Source organism: Pedobacter gandavensis, assembly GCF_032678465.1.
GTDB classification, from domain to species: Bacteria; Bacteroidota; Bacteroidia; order Sphingobacteriales; family Sphingobacteriaceae; genus Pedobacter; species Pedobacter gandavensis_B.
In genome coordinates, this window is record NZ_JAVTSK010000013.1 from 92,704 (window position 1) to 114,433 (window position 21,730).

A 21,730-nucleotide genomic window follows, 5' to 3' on the forward strand; every position below is an offset into this window, starting at 1 on the left:
TGTTAATTTTTAATGCTTCTCCCTTGTACTGGCAAGGGTACAAAGTCGGTCTCTCCTGGCACCTTTTCAAAGGACTGTTCCAGCCACTTGTTTTTTGCTTCTTCTATAATATCTTTTGAAGTAGCTACAAAGTTCCAGTAAATGAATCGCTCTTCTGGAAAAGCAGCTCCCCCAAAAATGTACACGGTGGTATCTTCCTGCATCACAAATTCACATAACTTGCTATCATTGGCCACCAAAAGTTGCTTAGGCTCATAGGTATATCCTTCGCTTTCAATAGCACCTTCTAAAATATACAAACCACTTTCACCAAATAAATCTTCACCGATTTTAACCGTTTTACGCTCCTTTGTTTTTATTTCCAGAAAATAAAGAGGGCTATAAACAGGTACAGGTGATTCTTTTCCAAAGGCAGTTCCTGCAATCAGCTTAAAGGAAACCCCATCAATTTCCCAGGCAGGAATATCAGTTGCCTCAACATGAAAAAACTCGGGTTCCATCAGCTCCAATTCTTTAGGCAAAGCCACCCAGATTTGTAATCCATGTAACATTTTATCAGAATCACGCAAATAAGCGGGCGTACGTTCAGAATGCACAATGCCCTTTCCGGCCGTCATCCAGTTAACTTGTCCCGGTTGGATCTCGACCTCATTTCCCAGACTATCTTTATGCATAATACTACCTTCAAAAAGATAAGTAAGCGTAGAAAGACCAATATGGGGATGCGGAGCAACATCAAGATTCTCATGATCACTTAAACAAACCGGGCCCATGTGGTCGATAAAAGCAAATGGGCCAACCATGCGTTTTTCACGGAAGGGCAATAATCTGCCAACCATAAAATTGCCAATATTACTTGCTCTTTCTTCAATAATCAGTTTAATATTCGACATACGGAATTAATCTTTTATTCTAAGTTACCATTAAAAGGGGGCCAATTAAAGAAATAATTATATTTTAACCTATAACTAAGAAAAGCCCCATTCCATCGCGGAATAGGGCCCTTTTCTTATGATCAAGTCATTAATTTTCCTGCAATTCTAAGGTTTCCTGCTGCGGGATAAAATGCGCTGCCAAATGCGATTGATATCTTTTAAGGTCAGTTGCTATATCGGCATTCTTCTCTACATCATGAAAGTGAATACCCGGTATTGGTTTCATACCCGTAAAAGCATTCATACGATGGAATCCGAACAATACGCCATCATCCACAGATTTTTCATTGAAAAATTCTCCTGGTAGAGTAAAAGCTTCTTTGGGCGCATTCCATGAGGTCGTTAACATGTATTTTTTACCTGTTAACAATCCACCGGTACCATAGTTAATCTTTGGATTTTCTGCTGAACGACCATCACTTTTATAAATCCCTCTGTTATGTCCGGCAGTAAAAACGACATCAATATATTTTTTTAACCCATGTGGTACCTGAAACCACCAGATTGGTGTATGATAAATCACTACATCCGCCCAATTGTACTTCTCTACTTCCTCCATTGGATCATAATCTTTGTTCACATCTGTTGTTTTAACTTCAAAACCAGGCAGGCCTTGGAAATAGCCTATCGTTTCCTTAGTAACCGTTGCATTAAAACGACCTCCTGAATGACCAAAAACCTGTCCACCATTTATTACAAATATTTTCATTTTTTATCTTTATTTTTTTGTTAATCAGAACCCTCAGTACTTTTTGATTCAGGAATATACTTTAACACTTAATCACCTTATAATCTGAACCATCTACATTCCATTTATTTGTATGACACAAAATTAAGTAGCTTTTTAGCATAATTAAAATCACATAAATCATATCTTTGTATCATAATTATAATAGAACAGCTGATGGTAAATTTAGAGTGGTTTAGAACATTTAAAGCGATTTATGAAACCGGCACACTAACTGGCGCTGCTGAAGTCTTGTATATTTCTCAACCGGGTGTAAGTTTACATCTGAACTCTTTGGAGGCCTATGTTGGCTATAAACTGTTTGATAGAACTTCCAGAAAAATGGTCTCTACGGAAAGAGGTAAAGTACTGTATAACTATATCCTGGATGCCATTACAAAATTAGAAAGGGCGGAACATCATTTTCATAAAAGCACCGAAAAAGATACTCCAACTATCAGCATCGGGATGTGTTTTGAAACTTTTCAGTTTACCCTGGAATCCTACCTGCCAGCTCTTCCGTTTAATGTCATCATCAAATTTGGAGATTATCCGGAAATGCTGAGTGACCTCGACAATGGTATCCTCGACTTAATCATCACCCCACAAAAGGGCGATTCTAATAATATCAATTACCTGCCATTCTCAAAGGAGAAAATCGTATTGGTTGGTGGTAATCAAACCGAAACCAGTCAATTTGAGGAACTCCTGTTAAAAGGCGACATGAACGAGGTACATTCCTGGCTTAAGCAACAAACCTGGTATGGCACTACTGCCGACATGGAGCATTTAAGGCGCTTCTGGCACCTTAACTTCAATAAGCGTCCAGATTTTAAGCCCAATTACATTGTGCCAAACCTGAGCTCTATAGTGCGTTGTATCAGCGGACAAAATGGTGTAGCCATCATCCCTGACTTTTTATGCAGAAAAGAAATAGAAAGTGGTCAAATGAAAGTGATCTGGGAAGGAAACGATGTTATTGAAAATACACTCTATTTTTCAACCCGAAAAAAGACCATTTATGCAGAAGAAATCAAAATTATAGAAGAGATCTTTATCAAAGAAATGGCAGGAGAAGCAATAAACGGGAAATAAAAGATGGACTGATCCTTTTTATAGATCAGTCCATTTCAAGTTCAGAGCATTAATGCGAAACGGTTTTTGAAAATACATTAATGACAATCACCCCGATGATGATCAGTCCGATGCCTAGTAATGCAGGCAGATCCAGTGTCTGTTGATATAGAAAATAACCTACTGTAGAAACCAAAACAATTCCTACCCCCGACCAAAGTGCGTAAGCAATGCCCACAGGAATGGTTTTTAAGGTTAAACTAAGAAAGTAAAATGCCACCAAATAACCCACTACTACAATAATAGAAGGAATAGGCTTTGAAAACTGCTCTGAGGCTTTCAATGCACTAGTAGCAATAACTTCTGCAATAATCGCAATGAACAAAAAAAGAAACTTCATATTAGAATTTATAAGTTAAACCAGCCCCAAAGATCTGTTTTATTTGCAAGACTGAACGAGATGTTCCAGATCCATCATTCCGGGCAATTTTAGTCTTATCATCATAAATGAATTGAGCTCCTGCGTTTACAGAGATGAACTTATTGACTTTCATGAATAAATTAGCCGTATAATCAGTGTATACATTTTGTGGATTATCCAGATAATTGGAATATAATTTCAGAATGTTCTCAAAAGCGATGTTCTCCATCAGATTTATCTTGTAATAAGCATCCAGCGAAGCACCGAATTGGAAATCACTTTTCTTACCTGGATCTACACCATAAGCACCCGCATCAGAAAGCTCTTTATTAGTCACCATCACAATTCTGGCCGCCGCCGGAGAGATATTCACCCGAAAGTTATCAGATCGCTTATAGGCAAACCCTGGTCCGAAAGTTAAATACGCAGGTGCAAAAGCAGCAGAAATCAAGGTTCTTCCAGATGCAGGATAGGTATACCCATTTGCAAACTGGGTTTGAAAATTAGCATAAAAAGTATACATCCAGTACTTGGCGGCTTGATAACCAACTAAACTATTCAAAATAATCTTGTCATCATTTTTACGAACGCCAATATCTTGCTGCTTGCTCAATCCATAGCCAAGAATTACTTTATTATCCCAGCTCCACTTTTCCTTTTTATAGTTGAAGTCGTAATTAAACAACAAATTCCCGGCAAAGGCATTTACACCTCCACCTGCCCAGTTTGAAAAGGAACTCTGGCTAATTAAAAAGGTATTTTCCCCATGTATCGTCCAGCGTTTGGCAGTATCAATAGCTGCTGGCTCCTGACTATAGCCATACAGACTGAAACCTGAAATAAAGAATAGTAGTAATAATCTTTTCATAGCAGTAGTTTTAATATATTGAAAATTAGACAGCTACCCAACAAAATACAAATAATATGCCTGAAACCCAATTGTCTCTGCATGTTCATTTGGGAAATAACAATCTCAATAAAGCTCTCATTAGCACAACTGATCTTTAGAGGTTTTCCTCCATGCTGAGGCTTTGCATCATGCTTCTACCATTTCTGAAACCATGGATTAGCAGCAGCAGAAAACGGCCATTGATAAATCAAACATTGCTTTTTAGAGGAAATTCACATCGTACTGACATCAAGCAACTTGAAATGATGATCGGCATAGGGGTAAAACCGAATCTGGTTGTCCTTATGAAAAACCAATTCTCAGAAATATGAAAATTCTCTCAATTCTTATCCTGGCATTACTGTTACAGGAAATGCATGCTCAGGCTCAGCATAAAGATTCAACAAATTTAAATAATCGGGTACTCAGCGAATCCATTAAAGGTACTGTATTAGATAAAGGCAGCCGACTACCTTTAGCCGGCGTAACCATCAAACTTATTGCAAATGCAGCGATTAAAACATCGATCACTGATCAAAATGGGACATTTCGCTTAACCGGTGTGCCATTAGGCCGTCAGACATTGCAAGCTAGCATGACAGGCTATAAACCACTGGTACTTTCGGAAATTCTCGTTACCAGCGGTAAAGAAAACATATTGAGTATGGAAATGGAGCCACAAACCAACAATTTAAATGAAGTAGTTGTAAATTCCAATTCTGGAAAAAAACCTTTGAACCAAATGGCCATGACCAGTGGAAGATCTTTTTCACCAGAAGAGACCAACCGTTACGCAGGTGCATTTTTTGACCCCGCCAGAATGGCCCAAAGTTTCCCTGGCGTAGTTGCCGGAGGTGATGATAACGAAATTATTGTGAGAGGGAATTCTCCTAAAAGCCTGCAATGGAGACTGGAGGGAATAGAAATTGTAAATCCGAACCATTTTGGGGCTGAGGGTGCTGCAGGTGGTGGAATCAGCATGCTCAATACTACCGTATTGAGTACATCAGATTTTTACACAGGCGGTTTGGCCGCTGAATATGGCAATGCAATTTCTGGTGTTTTTGACTTGAAGTTTAGAAAAGGAAATACAGATAAACGAGAATATGCTTTTAACATCGGGGTGTTAGGTGCAGGAGCCACACTCGAAGGTCCCTTTAAAAAAGGCGGTGCTGCCTCCTATCTGATCAGTTATCGGTATTCTTCCTTAAGCCTATTGGAAAAGGCAGGTGTAGAGGTTTCTGACGCCGGAACGCCAAAATACCAAGATTTGTCCTTTAATTTTGTATTCCCGACAAAAAAAACAGGAACCTTTAGTTTGTTTGGAATCGGGGGACTAGGTAAAGTCGATCAGATAGCCGAAAGAGACCATACAAAATGGGAAGAAAGAATGGATGGTTATGATATGCGTATGAGCTTTAATGCTGGCAGCACAGGATTAAAACATGTCTATATTGCCAATAACAAACTTTACTTTAACAATATCATTTCTATATCGGCTAGCCAGAGTTCCAACACCACAGACACACTGAACACCAGCTATCTGCCCGCACTAGAGCATAAAGATAAGTACACCAATATCGCCCTGAGGTATGCGGGAAGTTTAAATTATAAATTGAACCATAGTAATACCATTAGAACTGGTGTAAACGCCAGTTTATTAAAATATAACCTGTTTGCCATAAATTACGACAAAGAACAGCAGGGTTTGAAGGAACTGATCAATCAAAAGGGCAATACAAGCACCTATGATGCATTTATTCAACTAAAATCAGAATTGACCAGTACCTTGACCTTAAACACAGGTCTGCATACCAACTATTTTGTCCTCAGTAAAAGCTGGAGTGTTGAACCCCGCCTGGGCTTGAACTGGCAGTTGACTCCCGATCAAACTTTATCTTTAGGAACCGGCCTATACAGTCGACTGGAACCTCTCTCCTACTATTTCGCGAATGATGAAAGCACTTCAAAACCAGGGAAACACACAAAACCTTTGTCCCCAACAAAATCTGCCCAGGCAGTATTGGGTTATGAAAAATTATTTGGAGCCAATTTCAAGTTTAAAACAGAAGTATATTATCAGCACTTATATGATGTTCCGGTATCCGCAGACCCCAGTATTAACTTCTCATTACTTAATGTATCCGACAACTCTGCAATAAGCTCAACTGACTATCGTCAACTGGTCAATAAAGGAACAGGTAAAAACTATGGAATTGAGTTTTCTATAGAAAAATCATTAAGCAAGGGCTATTATTTTATTGCCAGCTCTTCTTTATTTGATTCTAAATTTAAGGCATTAAGTGGGAAAGAGTTTAATACCACTTTTAATACACGCTATGTTGGAAATCTATTAGCAGGAAAAGAGTGGACTACCGGAAAGAAGAAAAACAACCTATTTGGATTAAATGCAAAACTGATCTATGCCGGCGGAAGAAAATATTCTCCAATCCTTGTTGAGGAGTCCTTCCGGCTGGATGAAGAAGTGATTGATCAGAATAAAATCAACACCCTGACCGCTGAGCCTTACATTAGGGTTGATTTTTCTTCCAGCTATCGTATTAACAGCAAAAAAGTAAGTCATTTGATCATCCTCGATATTCAGAACCTTTTAAACAGAGAAAATACGGTCGGAATGCATTACAACTTTAGCAAAAGGGTAATCGAAGCACAAAAATGGACGGGTATTATTCCAACTATAAACTATAGAATAGAATTTTAGGCTTTTATTTGAAACCAAAAAAGCCTCTCAGTTTTCACTGAAAGGCTTTGCAATTTGGCTCCCGAGACTGGGCTCGAACCAGTGACCCTCTGATTAACAGTCAGATGCTCTAACCAGCTGAGCTACTCGGGAGTACTGGTTAACCAAGATAAACGGCTTTTTGAAGTCTTAAACAACATTAAGTTTCGTTCGTTTTGGGAATGCAATATTAGGGGTTTTAATTTATTTATGCAATATTTGTAGCGAAATATTTTAAAATAATTTTAAAAAAATATCTATGAGCCTGATAATCATAGGGACTGTAGCATTTGATGCTATAGAAACTCCCTTCGGAAAAACAGATAAGATAGTCGGAGGAGCCGCTACTTACGCAAGTTTAGCTGCATCTTACTTTTATGATAAGGTAAAAATCGTTGCAGTTGTAGGTGATGACTTCCATAAAGAAGACATTGATACATTTACTGAACACGGAATTGATACCGAAGGATTGCAAATCAAAGAAGGAGAAAAATCTTTCTTCTGGTCAGGAAAGTACCACAATGATATGAACAGCAGAGACACTTTAGTCACTGAATTAAATGTATTGGCGGATTTCGACCCGATCATTCCTGAAAATTATCAGGACTGTGAATACCTGATGCTGGGTAACCTTACTCCAGTGATTCAACGTACCGTAATTGAAAGACTAAAAAACAGACCAAAACTAATCGTTTTGGATACGATGAATTTCTGGATGGACATTATGATGGACGATCTGTTAGAAACCATCAAATTAGTAGATGTTCTGACCATTAATGATGAAGAAGCCCGTCAACTTTCAGGAGAATATTCCTTAGTAAAAGCTGCGGAGAAAATTCTTAAAATGGGTCCTAAATACCTGATCATTAAAAAAGGAGAACATGGTGCTTTACTTTTCCATGAAGATAAAATATTCTCTGCACCAGCATTACCATTAGCAGAAGTATTTGATCCAACAGGAGCTGGAGATACATTCGCTGGTGGCTTCATTGGCTATTTGGCAAAAGTAGGAAGCATAAACTTCAATAATATGAAGAATGCCATCATCTTTGGTTCTGCCTTGGCTTCATTCTGCGTAGAGAAATTCGGAACTGAAAAGATCCTTAACCTAACAGAGGAGGAAGTTGCTGCACGTATTCAGGAATTTGTAAAATTAAGTTCTTTTACGATTGAAGCTTAAAACAAAGTTGTATATCCTAAAACCTGATACCTCTGAATAGAGGTCTGGAAAATGGTTCAAAAAAAATGGAGTGTTGTATTAACACTCCATTTTTTTTATCCGATCAGACATACAAGGATTTGAATATTTACGATTTTAATTTCCCAACTGCCCTAAACTTTTCAAAAACACCCGCAGTATGTGGGGCATCAGACAATTCATCCGTCAGATCTTGTCCTGCCCAATGTTCATAATGCTTTCCATTGCGCCATAAACGACTTTCCGTCACATCATAAATCAGTCCCTGAAAAGCAACCCAAATCTGAGGTTTATCCTGTCCATTACGCAAAGCCAGTTGTTGTTTCGTATAATCCTGCAACTCCATTATGCTATAGCTCTACTTTTAAACCTCTCGAAGAGATATACGCTCAACAGGAACATTACCATAAAATAAAAGTGACTTTCAAAAGGAATCGCCCCAATTTTCAAATCAAGAGTGTCCTTATAAACGATCACCGGCAGCACTGAAATGAGCCCATAAGCAATGTAAAACAGCAGTAAAGAAACCAGGAAAGCGCGATAAAAACGATAGCTAAAGCGCAACTTATTCAGGTACTCAATAAAAAATATTAAGACGAATAAGGCTCCAAAAGAAAGCGTACTATACCATTTCATATGCGCAAAAAAGAGCATTGCAATGCAAATGCCCAACATCAGGTTGCTAAAAGAAAGGCTGAACTTATCTAGCGCATTATTTTTAAAAAACGCATTTAAAGACTCATAAATTGCTATTCCAGCTAAACAGCTTGTCATATAAAATATAGGTTCTTCTATAGGAATAAGCCAAAGAGCCTGGCCTGATAAATACGCCGGATTGAACACCCATGCACCAAAAATCACCAATAAGGTGGCAAAAACAGCACATACCACCCCGGTTATGAGCACTGCTGGAATGGCAAATTTTATGGTTTGATTAAAGTTTGTTTTTTTAACAAAGAGCAGCAGAACAGGAATCAACAGCATGCCCAATGCCAACAACAGATATGTAAAGTTCATTTATTTGATTAGTTAAGCTCAAAAATATGATTTTGACCCCATTTACCAATTTTCTTTTTTGAGCAAAAAAAAATGCCTTAACATGGAGTCAAGGCATTTTAAAAGCTGAAAAGAAGGACTAAATAATTTCAGCACCTAAAATTTCTTTAGAATAAGTCTTCAAATATTTTTTAAGTATCTGACGGGCTACATGGATTCTTGTTTTTACTGTACCAATTGGAATATCTAGAATTTCAGCAATTTCATGATACTTATATCCTTCAAAATATTTGATAAATGGCACATAATACTCTGGTTGAAGGGTAGCTAAGGCTTTATTAATATCACCTATAATAAACTTACTATCGCTCGTATTTTTAGAAGCACTATAGTGCAAATTAGCAGAAGAAATATCGTCAGACTTGGTGATTAATGCATTCGTTTTCACCAAACGTCTATAATTATTAATGAAGGTATTTTTCATGATGGTAAACAACCAGCCTTTTAAATTTGTCCCTTCTTTAAATTTGCTGTAGTAAGTTACAGCCTTCAACATTGTGTCCTGGACTAAGTCATTTGCATCTTCAATATCTTTTGTAAAATTTAAAGCGAATGACTGCAACGAAACAGAATGATCGTTTAGTTGGAGGTTGAATTCAGTTTTTGTCATAATGTTTTAAGTTTTAAGGTTAAAAAGGCAAACAAACAAAGATTTATGAGTGGCGCTCGCTAGTTTGTTTAATCTTACACACCAAATGCTATACAACATTAGTACCAAAAAATCAACCCCAATATTAAGAAATTGTTTTTCGGCGTTGGCTATGACAAAGAGCCCTGTGTCACAAAATATTTACTTCTCTTTCTAATCTTACACCAAACTTGGCCTCCACAGTATTTATAATATTTTCTGAAAAACTGTACACTTCCTGTCCAGTAGCCTGTCCATGGTTTACAAGTACTAAAGCTTGATTTTTCCAGGTCCCAGTCTGACCAACCACCATTCCTTTGAAACCACATTGCTCTATCAGCCAACCTGCCGCCAACTTCACCTTACCAGGAGAAACCTGATAATGAACAACTTCAGGAAAAGATTTATGAATTCCCTCAAAATCAGAAGCTGCAATTACAGGGTTTTTAAAGAAACTTCCTGCATTCCCTATAGTAGAGGGATCTGGTAATTTACTCACCCGAATGTGTGCCACCACAGCAGATACATCGGCGATATTGGGTTTGGTTATGCCACGTTTAGCCAGCTCTTCCTGAATCGCTCCGTATTGCGTGTTAATTTTCGCAATACGATTTAATCGAAAACGCACCTCAGTAATCAGGTATTGTCCTTTCAGCTCATTTTTAAAAATACTATCGCGATAGCCAAACTTACAATCCGCATGACTAAAGCTTCTGGAAATACCCGTATTTAGCTCCAATGCTACACAAGATTCAAATACATCTTTCAATTCTACTCCGTAAGCCCCAATATTTTGTATTGGTGAGGCACCCACCGTACCGGGAATCAAGCTCAGGTTCTCTACGCCTGCATAACCATGTTGCACACAATAGTTAACAAAATCGTTCCATACCACTCCTGCCCCTGCTGTTACCAATACCTCATCACCATCCGTCGTTTCGGAAACACCTGGAATGCTGACTTTTACCACCAATCCTTCAAAATCTTTAGTAAACAACAAATTGCTCCCTCCTCCTAAAATCAATAGAGGCTGGGTTTTGATCAGGTCTGATGCCAATAATTCCTGCAAATCTGAAGTACTGGAAACCTCGGCAAAATAACGGGCATTAACAGGGATGCCAAATGTATTATAAGGCTTCAATGAAGTGTTTTGTTGGAAGATGGTCATAGTTTAAATGAACTGATTTGCTATAGGCTACAAATGTAATTGTTCGCGGGGGGAATCAACATGATTAAATAGATATTTAAAAAAAATGACTATTTTTCGTCTCTATTGTATAAATAACAGTATTTATTGCAGAAAGGAGAACAAAAAATTTAAATGGAAAATCAGGATAAAAAGAGAATCTTAATTATTGAGGCGGCCTTAAAGCGTTTTGCCCATTATGGTTTAGCAAAAACGACCATGACCGAAATCGCAAAAGACATCTCTTTCTCAAAAGCATTACTCTATTACTATTTTCCTGACAAACTCAGTCTTTATGTAAGTGCAATTGAGCACCTCATGCAAATCATCAGCAGAGATCTGGTCAAGTCTATCGACAAAACAAAAACAGCAAGCGAAGGTGTCCTTAAATTATTACAAAAGCGACAGGCCTTTATCCAAAAATACTACAACATATTAGAATCCAGCCAAATCATAGGAAATGAACTCCCAGAAAATCTGGCAGAAAAATTCCACAAAGCAAGAACCTTCGAATTCATCATCATTGGATCGTTGTTTAGCCGCGGTGTAGCAAGTAAGGAGTTTTTTATCTCAGATACCAAACTCGCTACGGAGATTTTTATCGACTGCTTATCAGGCATTCACTTCAATATCCTCTCCAAGGATAAGAACATGTTTCCCGGAAAAGAACAATTCAAACTCATTTTTCAAAAAGAAAAAATGTTTGCCGATGTCTTTTTAGCCGGCTTAAAAGCCAAACCAGAATAATTTGTCATAACCACGTCAGTTTAATCAGATTTTCAGAACAAAGTCTGAGTTAGAGAATTATGGTAGTATTTTTGACTGTACAAATAAAAAAGTCAGAAAGTAAAAAAGTAGAATGGTAGAGACAGATAAAAAAAGGGAACTGATCATCGAGGGTGCGATAAAGCGATTCATTCATTATGGGATCAACAAAACTACAATGAACGAAATAGCGGACGATTTATCCGTATCCAAACCCTCTTTATACTATTATTTCCCCGACAAAAGCAGCCTCGTTCTCGGTGTTATTCTTAAAATATTCAACGACTATTTCGAGGCCCTTGAAAAAGACAAGATCTCCAAAAATACTGCTGAAGAGTGCTTAGCAGCCTTTGTGGAGACCAGACATCGTTTTTTTCAGAAATACTACATGCTGCACCTCTCTGGTGGAAGTCCGGATGCTTCACTTAATTCCGATAGCTTAAGAACATCCTTCCTCGAAATGAAAGCAAAGAACGAAGATTTCCACGCGCAGATCTTACAACGCGCCATAGATAATGCTGAAATCTCCCCGGTAGACCCTCATAAAATAGCGGAACTTTATCTGGACAGTCAGGCAGGAATCACTTCTTTATGTCTACTTCATGGAAATAAAGAATTATTCCCAAGTAAAAAAGAAATGAAAAGCATATTGGAGAAACAACACCAGCTATCAAAAATATTTATCAAAGGATTAAAGTAACTGGGCTGAGGTTAAAACGATAGAACCAAATGCTAAAATTAAATGTGCAATACCCACAAAATAACAGAAGGATTTAAATAATAATAGACCACAAATTATAATAAACATGAATACTATAATTAAACAGGTAAGACTGATTCCCCTACTACTGCTGGGATTAGTATTATCTAATGTAGCAAGCGCACAGCAAACGCTGGTTCTTAAAGACGCCTTAAACTACGCCATCCAAAACAGCGCAAATACGCGTAAAGCGAAATTGGACATCGAAGGAGGTCGTTATAAGACTGAGGAAGTTAGAGCACAGGCACTCCCAACAGTAACTGGAAATGCTGGCCTAACTTACAATCCAATCATTGGACAACTAGTAGTTGGACCTGATTTAGCTTTTAAAATGGGTAGAGCATGGAATTCAAGCGCTGGTGTTCAATTAAATCAGCAACTCTTCAACCAACAGGTTTTTACTGGCTTAAAAGCAGCCAGAACCAGTGAAAATTATTACAATGCAAGCGCTGAATTAACAGATGAACAGATCATAGAACAGGTTGCCAACAACTATTACCAGGTATTGGTGAACAGACAGCAACTAAATGTAATTGATACCAACATCAAAAACGTAAAGGTGGTCGAAAACATCATTGGTAACCAATACAAAAACGGTCTGGCCAGAAAAATTGATGTAGATAGAATCAAGGTAAACCTGACCAACCTGGAAAACAGACGTGAGCAAACCTTAAATGCCATCGTTCAATTAGAAAATCAGCTAAAATTCTCCATGGGTATGCCGGTAGAAACTGTCATTAACCTCCCAAAATCGGAATTAGACCACAATCCTGTCCTTCCTAGCTTCGCTGATTCTGTCAACGTGGAGAACAGAACAGAAATGAAATTGCTAAACATTCAAAAAGACCTGCTGACTTTACAACGTAAGGCTTATGTAGCAGAATACTACCCTACCCTGGCTTTAGCAGCAAACTATTCCTACACCGGACAAAGTGATAAATTTGATTTATTCAAGAAAAATGGTGAAGCTTTCTGGTATGGTGCTTCAGCAGTTGGTGTAACTTTAAAAGTACCTATTTTCAATGGTTTCGCGACACGTTCCAGAGTTCGTCAGGCAGATGTTGACCTGAAAAAAGCAACGGAAGACAGAAGAGAAACACGTAATGCATTAAATCTTGCATATGAGAATGCAAAAATCCAATTGAAGAACAGTGTGAACACCATCAATTCTCAACGCGCAAACGTATTGCTTGCTCAGGAGATTTACAACAGCACTCAAAACAATTACAACAATGGTCTTGCTGCATTAACAGACTTATTAGATACTGAAAACGCTCTCACAGAAGCACAAAACAGTTATACCCAGGCCCTATTAAACTATAAAATCGCCGAAATTCAATTAATCAAATCAAACGGAAATATAAAATCACTACTACAATGAAAAAAGGAATTATTACAGCCTTAGTAATCATACTTGCCATAGCCGGGATTGCCCTGGTGTTGAAAAACAACAAGAAGAAAAATGCGGAGAAAACGGCAATTGTTGCGCAAGGTAGCGGTGCAATTTCTGTTCGTACTGAAATAGCAAAAAAAGAACCCATTAACCTTGATTTTAGTGTAAACGGAGTTTTCGCCCCGATTCAGGAATTGAATTATATGGCGGAAATTGCAGGTCGCGTTACTAAAATTTATGTGAAAGAAGGCGATAGAGTAACTAAAGGTCAGCCTTTGGCACGTATTGATGCAGAAATATTAAATACAGATAAAGAAACTGCAGAAGCAAATTTGCAAAATGCAATCAGAGATGAGGCAAGATATGCGAGCTCCTTCCAAACTGGTGGAGTAACACAACAACAATTAGATCAGGCAAAACTGGCCGTTAAAAATGCCAAATTAAGATTACAAAGCGCACAAAAGAGAGTAAGTGATGCCGATATGAGGTCTCCTATCAATGGTATTGTGAACAAAAAATATGTGGAAGTGGGTGCCTATGCAAATGCTCAGGGTACACAATTGTTTGAATTGGTGGATGTATCTAAATTGAAATTAAAAGTAAATGTAGATGAATCACAAGTTGCCAACTTAAAAATTGGTGACCAGGTACCAATTAAGGCAAATGTTTTTCCTACAGATAATTTTGAAGGAAAAATCACTTTTATCGCACCAAAAGCAGACGCTTCGTTAAATTTCCCGGTTGAACTATTGGTAGAAAACAACAAGAAAAACACACTAAAAGCTGGTATGTATGGTACGGCAGTATTTAAATTCCCACACCTTGCCCCTACAATTATCATCCCTCGTGGTGCATTCTTCGGTAGTGTAAGTAGCAACCAGATCTTTGTATTAGGTGAAGGAAATAAAGCCGTATTGCGTAAAGTGGTAGCAGGTAGAATCCTTGGAGAAAACGTTGAAGTACTGGAAGGCCTGAAAGAAGGTGAAACAGTAATTACCAGCGGACAAATCAACTTAGTTGATGGAACGCCGGTTGTTCCTGTAAAATAACCGGACATGAATATATAACAAAACTATTCTGATGAAACCTGCATCCCGATGTAAGCTTCATAACCATTGAACAACAATTATATTCTGATGAAAATAACAGAAATTTCTATAAAGCGCCCATCGCTCGTAATCGTGGTTTTTACCGCGCTAACGCTGATGGGGCTATTGAGCTACTTTAGTCTGAGCTATGAATTATTACCAAAGTTCTCTAATAACGTAGTCTCTATTTCTACGGTATACCCAGGTGCTTCACCTAATGAGGTAGAAAATACCGTGACCAAGAAAATTGAAGATGCCGTCTCCTCCATGGAGAACATTAAGAAGCTGAATGCAGTATCTTATGAGAGTTTATCCGTAGTGACCATCACCTTAAACGATAAAGCCAATGTGGATTTATCATTAAACGAAGCACAACGTAAAGTAAACTCTATCCTTGCGGATTTACCAACAGATGTGAAACAACCATCCCTGAATAAATTCTCTCTGGATGACTTACCGGTAATCACCATGTCTGCATCTGCAAAGATGGACGATGCAGCTTTTTACGACCTGATCGATAAACGTATCGCCCCGATCCTTTCCAGGGTGACAGGTGTGGCACAAGTCAACCTCGTAGGTGGTTCTGAACGCGAAATTGTTGTTGGATTAAATGCAGATAAGATTGAAGGTTACAACCTTTCCATCCCTCAAATTCAACAAGCGATCCTGACTTCCAACCTTGACTTTCCTACCGGAAGTGTGAAAACAGAGAATCAGGACGTATTGATCCGTCTTTCTGGTAAATTCAAGTCAGTTGATGAATTGAGAAATCTGGTGGTTGCCACCAGCAAAACTGGTGCACAGATCAGATTAAGTGATGTGGCTGACGTTCAGGATTCACAAAAAGAAGTAGAAAAAATCGCCCGTATTGACAGAAAAGGAGCCATTGCGATCCAGATCATCAAACAGTCAGATGCAAATGCCGTAGAGGTAAGTAAAGGCATGCACAAAATTGTAGCTAGCCTTGAAAAAGACTATAAAGCTGTTGACTTAAAGATCATCATTGCAAACGACAGTTCGATCTTTACACTCGAATCAGCTGATGCAGTAATCCACGATCTAATCATGGCGATTATCCTTGTAGCTTTTGTGATGCTGTTCTTCCTGCACAGTTTACGTAATGCGGCAATTGTAATGGTATCCATCCCGGCCTCATTAATTGCTACTTTTATAGGAATGAGCTTATTTGGCTATACTTTAAACCTCATGTCCCTTTTAGGACTTTCCCTGGTGGTAGGTATCCTGGTAGATGATGCGATTGTGGTATTGGAAAACATTTACAGACACATGGAGATGGGTAAAAACCGTGTTCGTGCCGCCTATGATGCAACTGCAGAAATTGGATTTACGGTAGTTTCCATTACCCTGGTAATTGTGGTGGTGTTCTTTCCGATTGCGATCAGTTCAGGATTAGTTTCCAATATCCTACGCCAGTTCTGTGTGGTGGTAATTATTGCCACCTTACTATCATTGGTAACTTCATTCACCATCGTTCCATTATTATCATCACGTTTTGGTAAACTGGAAAAAATTGAAGGCAAAAATGCTTTCGGTCGTTTCATTTTATGGTTCGAAAAACAATTACATAAATTCACAGTATGGGTAACTGGTATTTTGGAGTGGACCTTACGTCATAAAGCCATTACTACTATCGGTGTTTTCATGCTCTTGTTAAGTTCATGTGGATTAACAATTGGTGGTTTCATTGGTTCAGAATTCTTCCCTAAAAGTGATAAAGGAGAGTTCCTCGTACAGATCGAACTTCCTAAAGATGCATCATTAGAAAAAACAAACCAATTCACACAAAGAGCAGAGGCATACCTGGCGAAAAAACCAGAGATCACACAAATGATTACCACCGTTGGACAATCCAGTGGTGATATGGGCTCTTCACAGGCAACAGCTTACAAATCTGAGATCAACGTAAAATTAGTTGAACGTAAAGATCGTACAGATGCATCAGATATCTATGCCACAAAAGTGAGTCGTGAACTGGCAAAAACTTTGGTTGGTGCAAAAGTAAAAACCGTACCGATCAGTATTTTAGGTATCGCAGAAAACGCCCCAATTGACCTTGTCGTAATGGGTTCTGATCTGGATAGTGCCATGAGATATGCAGAAGGCGCAATGGAAGTTTTAAGAGGCATCCCAGGTTCTGCAGAGGTAAAATTATCAGTAGAAAAAGGTAGTCCGGAGATTAATGTTCAGGTAGACCGTGATAAAATGGCTGCTCTGGGATTAACCTTACAAACTGTTGGTATGACAATGCAAACTGCATTCAGTGGTAATACAGATGGTAAATACCGTAAAGGTGAGTACGAATACGACATCAATATCCAGTTCCAGAGTTTCGACCGCCGTAATATAGACGATGTAAGAAACCTGACTTTTATAAACGATAAAGGTGAAAAAGTAAAACTGATTCAATTCGCCGATATTAAAGAAGGTTCAGGTCCAAGTCAGCTGGAACGTAGAGATAAGAGTACTTCTGTTTCTGTAAAAGCACAGTCTATTGGTAGACCTACCGGTACGATCGTAGAGGAATTCAGGGTAAAACTAGAAGAACTTGAAGCAAATGGCAAACTTAAAAAACCAGTAGGTGTAAGCTATGTATGGGGTGGTGACCAGGAAAACCAAAGTGAAGGTTTTGGTACTTTGGGTATCGCCATGATGGCTTCCATCATTTTAGTATACCTGATCATGGTTGCCTTGTACGACAGTTTCGTTTATCCTTTTGTGGTGATGTTCTCCATTCCGCTATCGGTAATCGGGGCCTTACTTGCACTCGCATTAACCAACAATTCACTAGGTATCTTCACCATCTTAGGCTTAATCATGCTGATTGGTCTGGTAGCCAAAAATGCGATCATCCTGGTCGATTTTACCAATCAGATGAAAGCGGAAGGTAAAACTACACATGAGGCACTTATTCTAGCCAACCATGCACGTTTACGTCCGATCCTGATGACCACCATCGCCATGGTAATTGGTATGCTTCCTATCGCATTGGCCAGTGGTGCAGGTGCGGAATGGAAAAATGGTCTGGCATGGGTAATCGTAGGTGGATTAACCAGTTCCCTATTCCTGACGCTGATCGTAGTGCCGGTAATGTATCAGATTTTTGATAACATCTTAACCAGGTTTGGTTTCAACAAACCAGGTAAATCGATGGATGAGCTAATCGCAGAACCATATGATCATAAAGATGTGAAAGAATACGACCTGGACGGTAAACACTAAACCGCCCGGATCATTATAAAAAAAGAGGAATTTGCATTTAGCAAATTCCTCTTTTTTTATGTTCATCATCGTAAGACATCCATTTTTAAAATGAGCAAAGAATCAAATCTTTCAGCCCATCAATCGGAATCATTACCCTTATGAACAAAGAAACCCCACATTACTGTGAGGTTTCTTTATAATATCAAAGCAATATCCTAGATGTGGATTGCTCTGTTTTCAGTTGCAGCCATAGCTGCTTCTTTTAATGCTTCTGTGAATGTTGGGTGTGCATGGCAAATTCTCGCGATATCCTCAGCTGAAGCACGGAATTCCATAGCTACCACTGCCTCAGCGATCATATCTGCTGCGCGTGGGCCAATCATGTGTACCCCTAAAATCTCATCCGTAGCTGCATCTGCCAATACTTTTACAAAACCATCCGTATCCATACTCGCTTTTGCACGTCCACTTGCTTTGAAAGGGAATGAACCTGCTTTGTAAGCTGTACCTTTTTCTTTCAATTGCTCTTCAGTATAACCTACTGAAGCAACTTCCGGCCAGGTATATACAACACCTGGAATCAGGTTGTAGTTGATGTGTGGTTTTTGTCCGGCTAAAGTTTCCGCAACATAAATCCCTTCATCTTCTGCTTTATGGGCAAGCATTGCACCTTTAATTACGTCACCAATTGCATAAACACCAGGAACCGAAGTCTCCAAATGCTCATTCACAGGGATCTTGTTGCCACGATCTTCTGTTTTGATGCCAATATTTTCTAATCCTAATCCTTCTGTATAAGCCGTACGACCCACTGCAACGATACAATAATCAGCTTCAATACTCACAGCAGCGCCTTTTGAATTTTCAGCAGTTACCGTTACACGTTTGCCTTTAGCCGTTGCACCTGTTACTTTATGACCCATAAAGAATTCCATGCCTAAAGATTTCTTCAACACACGTTGCAATTCTTTTCCTAAGCCCGCATCCATTGTACCAATGATAGAGGGCATGAATTCAACTACAGATACTTTAGTACCTAAACGTGCATAAACAGAACCCAACTCTAAACCGATCACACCACCACCAATTACGACCATTTCTTTTGGTACTTCCTTGATGTTTAATGCTTCTGTTGAAGTAATGATTCTCTTTTTATCGATTGGTAAAAATGGAAGTGCTGTTGGTTTAGAACCTGAAGCAATGATCACATTTTTAGCCGTAATGGTTTCTGTACTTCCGTCTTCTTTAGTGATTTTAATCGTGTTCTTGTCTACGAAAGAACCCAATCCCTGGAAAGAGTCAATTTTATTTTTTTTGAAGAGGTATTGAATTCCGGCAGTATTCTGAGCAACTACATCATCCTTACGTGCGATCATTTGTGGCATGTCCACTTTCAAATCTTTCAGGTTAATTCCATGAGTCTGGAAGGTATGTGCAGCATTGTGATAATGCTCTGAAGAGTCTAACAATGCTTTCGAAGGAATACATCCCACGTTTAAGCAGGTTCCACCAAAAGTTTTATATTTTTCTATCACTGCCGTTTTTAAGCCAAGTTGAGCACATCTGATTGCGCCAACATAACCGCCCGGGCCCGAGCCAATAACAACTACATCGTATTGCATATTAAGGATTTTTTTTGTGCAACAAAGTTAATAATCCTATCCTAATTATCCCTCTAAAAGCAATTCTTTCCTCATCTTTAATGTTACATTCTCCAAAATGAAGCCCTGATTTCTGTATATTTAAGCTTCCATAAAAACAATACCTAACATGACCCGCTTAAAATTTTCCTGGCTAGCCATCCTGCTGCTCTTTACAGGAACCTCCGGCTTTGCCCAGCTGTCAGATTCTGCGTATGTACGCCAGAATTACACCAAAATCGAACGCAATATTCCAATGCGCGACGGCATTAAATTGTTTACTGCCATTTATATCCCCAGGGATACAAAAAATAAATACCCCTTCATGATCAACCGAACGCCCTATACGGTTGCTCCTTACGGACCAGATAAATTCAAAACCACTCTTGGCCCCTCTCCATTATTCCTGAGAGAAGGCTTTATTTTTGTATACCAGGATGTCCGCGGAAAATGGATGAGCGAAGGCGAATTTGTGGATGTGAGGCCACATCATGATCAGAAGAAAGGAAAGAAAGACATTGATGAAAGTTCTGACACTTATGATACCATCGATTGGTTGTTAAAAAACATTCCCAACAATAATGGTAAAGCAGGAATGTATGGCACCTCCTATCCTGGGTTTTATTCCTCGGCAGCATTGCCAGGCGCTCATAAAGCTTTAAAGGCTGTATCACCGCAGGCACCCGTTACCGACTGGTTTTTGGGAGATGACTTTCACCACAATGGTGCTTTTATGCTGGCAGATGCCTTCAGCTTCTATTCTTCTTTTGGTGTGCCAAGACCTCAACCCATTACTCCCGACAAAGGTCCTAAGCCTTTCAAATACCCTATTATAGATAATTACCGCTTCTACCTGAGCCTAGGTGCATTGAAAAACGTAAAGGAAAAATATTTTGCCGATAGCATCCAGTTCTGGAATGACCTCATGGCACACGGCAACTACGATGAATTCTGGAAATCCAGAAACATCAGACCACATTTAAAAGGTGTAAAACCAGCGGTACTGGTAGTTGGGGGATTATTTGACGCTGAAGACGCATATGGCGCATTACATACCTATAAGGCCATAGAGGATCAAAATCCTGGCGCAAAAAACAACCTTGTGATGGGCCCATGGTTTCATGGCGGATGGTCAAGAAGTACCGGTGAAAGCTTCGGAGACATTAACTTCGGACAAGCGACCAGCACTGATTATCAGAAAAATCTGGAGTTCCCTTTCTTTATGCAATACCTGAAAAATGGCACAGATGCGAAACTGGCAGAAGCCAATATCTTCCTGACCGGTAGCAATGAATGGAAAGGATTTGAAACCTGGCCACCAAAAAATACAGAAACAAAAATGCTTTACTTTCAACCAGAAGGCAAGCTCAGTTTTGAAAAACCAACAACCACCAATAGTTTCGAACAATACGAAAGTGATCCAAACGCCCCAGTTCCTTATCAGGATGGTGTACAGGCGAGAAGAACCAGAGAATATATGATCGATGACCAGCGTTTTGCTGCCCGCCGACCAGATGTACAGGTTTTCCAAACTTCCGTATTAACAGAAGACATGACCCTGGCAGGTCCCTTAATGGCAAATCTGGTGGTTTCTACTACAGGAACTGATGCCGATTATGTAGTTAAACTGATCGACGTGTATCCGGAAGATGCCCTTCCAATGGAACCAAACCCTAAAAATATCATTATGGGTGGTTACCAGATGCTGGTACGCGGGGAAGTGATGCGCGGGAAGTTCAGAAACAGCTTTGAAAAACCAGAACCATTTATTCCCGGACAAATCACCAAAGTAAATTACAACATTCCGGATGTGGCACATACTTTCAAAAAAGGACACAGAATTATGATCCAGGTCCAGAATTCCTGGTTCCCATTGGTGGATCGAAATCCACAGATATTCACAGACATTTACCATGCGGCAGATAGCGATTTCCAGAAAGCTACTCACCGCATTTATCATGATGTCAACAACGCCTCAGCGGTATCCATTACCCTGTTAAAGCCTTAA

18 protein-coding genes and 1 tRNA gene are annotated in these 21,730 nt (G+C 39.1%); 9 read left to right on the forward strand and 10 right to left on the reverse strand.

Annotated features, from left to right (window positions below):
* Positions 1-2: 2 nt before the first annotated feature.
* Both R2Q94_RS19995 and R2Q94_RS20000 read right to left on the reverse strand, forming a co-directional pair.
* The gene (locus R2Q94_RS19995) at positions 3-893 is read right to left on the reverse strand and encodes a pirin family protein (protein ID WP_316823259.1); all 891 of its coding nucleotides are present in this window, start codon (positions 891-893) and stop codon (positions 3-5) included.
* 130 nt (positions 894-1,023) lie between these two features.
* Positions 1,024-1,644 (reverse strand): NAD(P)H-dependent oxidoreductase, encoded by a 621-nt coding sequence (locus tag R2Q94_RS20000; protein ID WP_316823260.1) that lies wholly within the window; start codon positions 1,642-1,644, stop codon positions 1,024-1,026.
* Positions 1,645-1,839: 195 nt separating this feature from the next.
* Here R2Q94_RS20000 and R2Q94_RS20005 point away from each other — a divergent pair, with 195 nt between their 5' ends.
* Positions 1,840-2,757, forward strand: a complete 918-nt coding sequence (locus R2Q94_RS20005; protein WP_316823261.1) for a LysR family transcriptional regulator — start codon at positions 1,840-1,842, stop codon at positions 2,755-2,757.
* 49 nt (positions 2,758-2,806) lie between these two features.
* On the opposite strand, the gene R2Q94_RS20010 is transcribed toward R2Q94_RS20005, so the two are convergent.
* Together R2Q94_RS20010 and R2Q94_RS20015 are read right to left on the reverse strand one after the other, a co-directional pair.
* Entirely contained in the window at positions 2,807-3,136 is a 330-nt protein-coding gene (locus tag R2Q94_RS20010) for a multidrug efflux SMR transporter (protein WP_316823262.1), read from the reverse strand.
* A gap of 1 nt (position 3,137) precedes the next feature.
* Positions 3,138-4,025, reverse strand: coding sequence for a DUF3078 domain-containing protein (locus R2Q94_RS20015; RefSeq protein WP_316823263.1), 888 nt, complete (start codon positions 4,023-4,025; stop codon positions 3,138-3,140).
* Positions 4,026-4,374: 349 nt separating this feature from the next.
* Between R2Q94_RS20015 and R2Q94_RS20020 the strand changes: the two genes are divergently transcribed.
* Positions 4,375-6,768, forward strand: a complete 2,394-nt coding sequence (locus tag R2Q94_RS20020; protein ID WP_316823264.1) for a TonB-dependent receptor — start codon at positions 4,375-4,377, stop codon at positions 6,766-6,768.
* A gap of 55 nt (positions 6,769-6,823) precedes the next feature.
* Here the strand turns inward: R2Q94_RS20020 and R2Q94_RS20025 are convergent.
* Positions 6,824-6,900 (reverse strand) — tRNA-Asn (locus R2Q94_RS20025).
* A 145-nt stretch (positions 6,901-7,045) separates the two neighbouring features.
* Here R2Q94_RS20025 and R2Q94_RS20030 point away from each other — a divergent pair.
* The gene (locus R2Q94_RS20030) at positions 7,046-7,966 is read left to right on the forward strand and encodes a PfkB family carbohydrate kinase (RefSeq protein WP_316823265.1); all 921 of its coding nucleotides are present in this window, start codon (positions 7,046-7,048) and stop codon (positions 7,964-7,966) included.
* 127 nt (positions 7,967-8,093) lie between these two features.
* Here the strand turns inward: R2Q94_RS20030 and R2Q94_RS20035 are convergent, their stop codons facing one another.
* The 4 genes from R2Q94_RS20035 to murB all read right to left on the reverse strand — a co-directional run bounded on the left by R2Q94_RS20035 (position 8,094) and on the right by murB (position 10,836).
* Positions 8,094-8,330: a cytochrome b5 domain-containing protein gene (locus R2Q94_RS20035; RefSeq protein ID WP_316823266.1), complete on the reverse strand. Its 237-nt coding sequence runs from the start codon at positions 8,328-8,330 to the stop codon at positions 8,094-8,096.
* A complete protein-coding gene (locus tag R2Q94_RS20040; RefSeq protein ID WP_316823267.1) occupies positions 8,330-9,001 on the reverse strand; it encodes a lycopene cyclase domain-containing protein in 672 nt (223 codons plus the stop codon). The genes R2Q94_RS20035 and R2Q94_RS20040 overlap by 1 nt, the downstream gene beginning before the upstream one ends.
* A 118-nt stretch (positions 9,002-9,119) precedes the next feature.
* Complete coding sequence (locus tag R2Q94_RS20045) at positions 9,120-9,650, reverse strand: RNA polymerase sigma factor (RefSeq protein ID WP_316823268.1); 531 nt, start codon at positions 9,648-9,650, stop codon at positions 9,120-9,122.
* Between the two features lie 169 nt (positions 9,651-9,819).
* Positions 9,820-10,836, reverse strand: a complete 1,017-nt coding sequence (gene murB / locus R2Q94_RS20050; protein ID WP_316823269.1) for a UDP-N-acetylmuramate dehydrogenase — start codon at positions 10,834-10,836, stop codon at positions 9,820-9,822.
* A gap of 153 nt (positions 10,837-10,989) precedes the next feature.
* On the opposite strand from murB, the gene R2Q94_RS20055 reads away from it, so the two are divergent.
* The 5 genes from R2Q94_RS20055 (at position 10,990) to R2Q94_RS20075 (ending at position 18,100) form a co-directional block, all read left to right on the forward strand.
* On the forward strand, positions 10,990-11,601 hold the full coding sequence (locus R2Q94_RS20055) for a TetR/AcrR family transcriptional regulator (RefSeq protein WP_316823270.1): 612 nt from the start codon (positions 10,990-10,992) through the stop codon (positions 11,599-11,601).
* A 112-nt stretch (positions 11,602-11,713) separates the two neighbouring features.
* Positions 11,714-12,319: a TetR/AcrR family transcriptional regulator gene (locus R2Q94_RS20060; RefSeq protein WP_316823271.1), complete on the forward strand. Its 606-nt coding sequence runs from the start codon at positions 11,714-11,716 to the stop codon at positions 12,317-12,319.
* A gap of 106 nt (positions 12,320-12,425) precedes the next feature.
* The gene (locus R2Q94_RS20065) at positions 12,426-13,760 is read left to right on the forward strand and encodes a TolC family protein (RefSeq protein ID WP_316823272.1); all 1,335 of its coding nucleotides are present in this window, start codon (positions 12,426-12,428) and stop codon (positions 13,758-13,760) included.
* Positions 13,757-14,821, forward strand: coding sequence for an efflux RND transporter periplasmic adaptor subunit (locus R2Q94_RS20070; RefSeq protein ID WP_316823273.1), 1,065 nt, complete (start codon positions 13,757-13,759; stop codon positions 14,819-14,821). Before R2Q94_RS20065 ends, R2Q94_RS20070 begins: the two co-directional genes overlap by 4 nt.
* An 87-nt stretch (positions 14,822-14,908) precedes the next feature.
* Positions 14,909-18,100: an efflux RND transporter permease subunit gene (locus R2Q94_RS20075; RefSeq protein WP_316823274.1), complete on the forward strand. Its 3,192-nt coding sequence runs from the start codon at positions 14,909-14,911 to the stop codon at positions 18,098-18,100.
* 197 nt (positions 18,101-18,297) lie between these two features.
* Here the strand turns inward: R2Q94_RS20075 and lpdA are convergent, their stop codons facing one another.
* Complete coding sequence (lpdA, locus tag R2Q94_RS20080; RefSeq protein WP_316823275.1) at positions 18,298-19,704, reverse strand: dihydrolipoyl dehydrogenase; 1,407 nt, start codon at positions 19,702-19,704, stop codon at positions 18,298-18,300.
* A gap of 148 nt (positions 19,705-19,852) precedes the next feature.
* On the opposite strand from lpdA, the gene R2Q94_RS20085 reads away from it, so the two are divergent.
* Positions 19,853-21,730, forward strand: a complete 1,878-nt coding sequence (locus tag R2Q94_RS20085) for a CocE/NonD family hydrolase (RefSeq protein WP_316823276.1) — start codon at positions 19,853-19,855, stop codon at positions 21,728-21,730.

Excerpts from the sequence above, each read along its gene's own strand:
- R2Q94_RS19995 (WP_316823259.1), bottom strand. The coding sequence starts at position 893 with ATGTCGAATATTAAACTGATTATTGAAGAAAGAGCAAGTAATATTGGC.
- R2Q94_RS20000 (WP_316823260.1), bottom strand. The coding sequence starts at position 1,644 with ATGAAAATATTTGTAATAAATGGTGGACAGGTTTTTGGTCATTCAGGA.
- R2Q94_RS20005 (WP_316823261.1), top strand. The coding sequence starts at position 1,840 with ATGGTAAATTTAGAGTGGTTTAGAACATTTAAAGCGATTTATGAAACC.
- R2Q94_RS20010 (WP_316823262.1), bottom strand. The coding sequence starts at position 3,136 with ATGAAGTTTCTTTTTTTGTTCATTGCGATTATTGCAGAAGTTATTGCT.
- R2Q94_RS20015 (WP_316823263.1), bottom strand. The coding sequence starts at position 4,025 with ATGAAAAGATTATTACTACTATTCTTTATTTCAGGTTTCAGTCTGTAT.
- R2Q94_RS20020 (WP_316823264.1), top strand. The coding sequence starts at position 4,375 with ATGAAAATTCTCTCAATTCTTATCCTGGCATTACTGTTACAGGAAATG.
- R2Q94_RS20030 (WP_316823265.1), top strand. The coding sequence starts at position 7,046 with ATGAGCCTGATAATCATAGGGACTGTAGCATTTGATGCTATAGAAACT.
- R2Q94_RS20035 (WP_316823266.1), bottom strand. The coding sequence starts at position 8,330 with ATGGAGTTGCAGGATTATACGAAACAACAACTGGCTTTGCGTAATGGA.
- R2Q94_RS20040 (WP_316823267.1), bottom strand. The coding sequence starts at position 9,001 with ATGAACTTTACATATCTGTTGTTGGCATTGGGCATGCTGTTGATTCCT.
- R2Q94_RS20045 (WP_316823268.1), bottom strand. The coding sequence starts at position 9,650 with ATGACAAAAACTGAATTCAACCTCCAACTAAACGATCATTCTGTTTCG.
- murB (WP_316823269.1), bottom strand. The coding sequence starts at position 10,836 with ATGACCATCTTCCAACAAAACACTTCATTGAAGCCTTATAATACATTT.
- R2Q94_RS20055 (WP_316823270.1), top strand. The coding sequence starts at position 10,990 with ATGGAAAATCAGGATAAAAAGAGAATCTTAATTATTGAGGCGGCCTTA.
- R2Q94_RS20060 (WP_316823271.1), top strand. The coding sequence starts at position 11,714 with ATGGTAGAGACAGATAAAAAAAGGGAACTGATCATCGAGGGTGCGATA.
- R2Q94_RS20065 (WP_316823272.1), top strand. The coding sequence starts at position 12,426 with ATGAATACTATAATTAAACAGGTAAGACTGATTCCCCTACTACTGCTG.
- R2Q94_RS20070 (WP_316823273.1), top strand. The coding sequence starts at position 13,757 with ATGAAAAAAGGAATTATTACAGCCTTAGTAATCATACTTGCCATAGCC.
- R2Q94_RS20075 (WP_316823274.1), top strand. The coding sequence starts at position 14,909 with ATGAAAATAACAGAAATTTCTATAAAGCGCCCATCGCTCGTAATCGTG.
- lpdA (WP_316823275.1), bottom strand. The coding sequence starts at position 19,704 with ATGCAATACGATGTAGTTGTTATTGGCTCGGGCCCGGGCGGTTATGTT.
- R2Q94_RS20085 (WP_316823276.1), top strand. The coding sequence starts at position 19,853 with ATGACCCGCTTAAAATTTTCCTGGCTAGCCATCCTGCTGCTCTTTACA.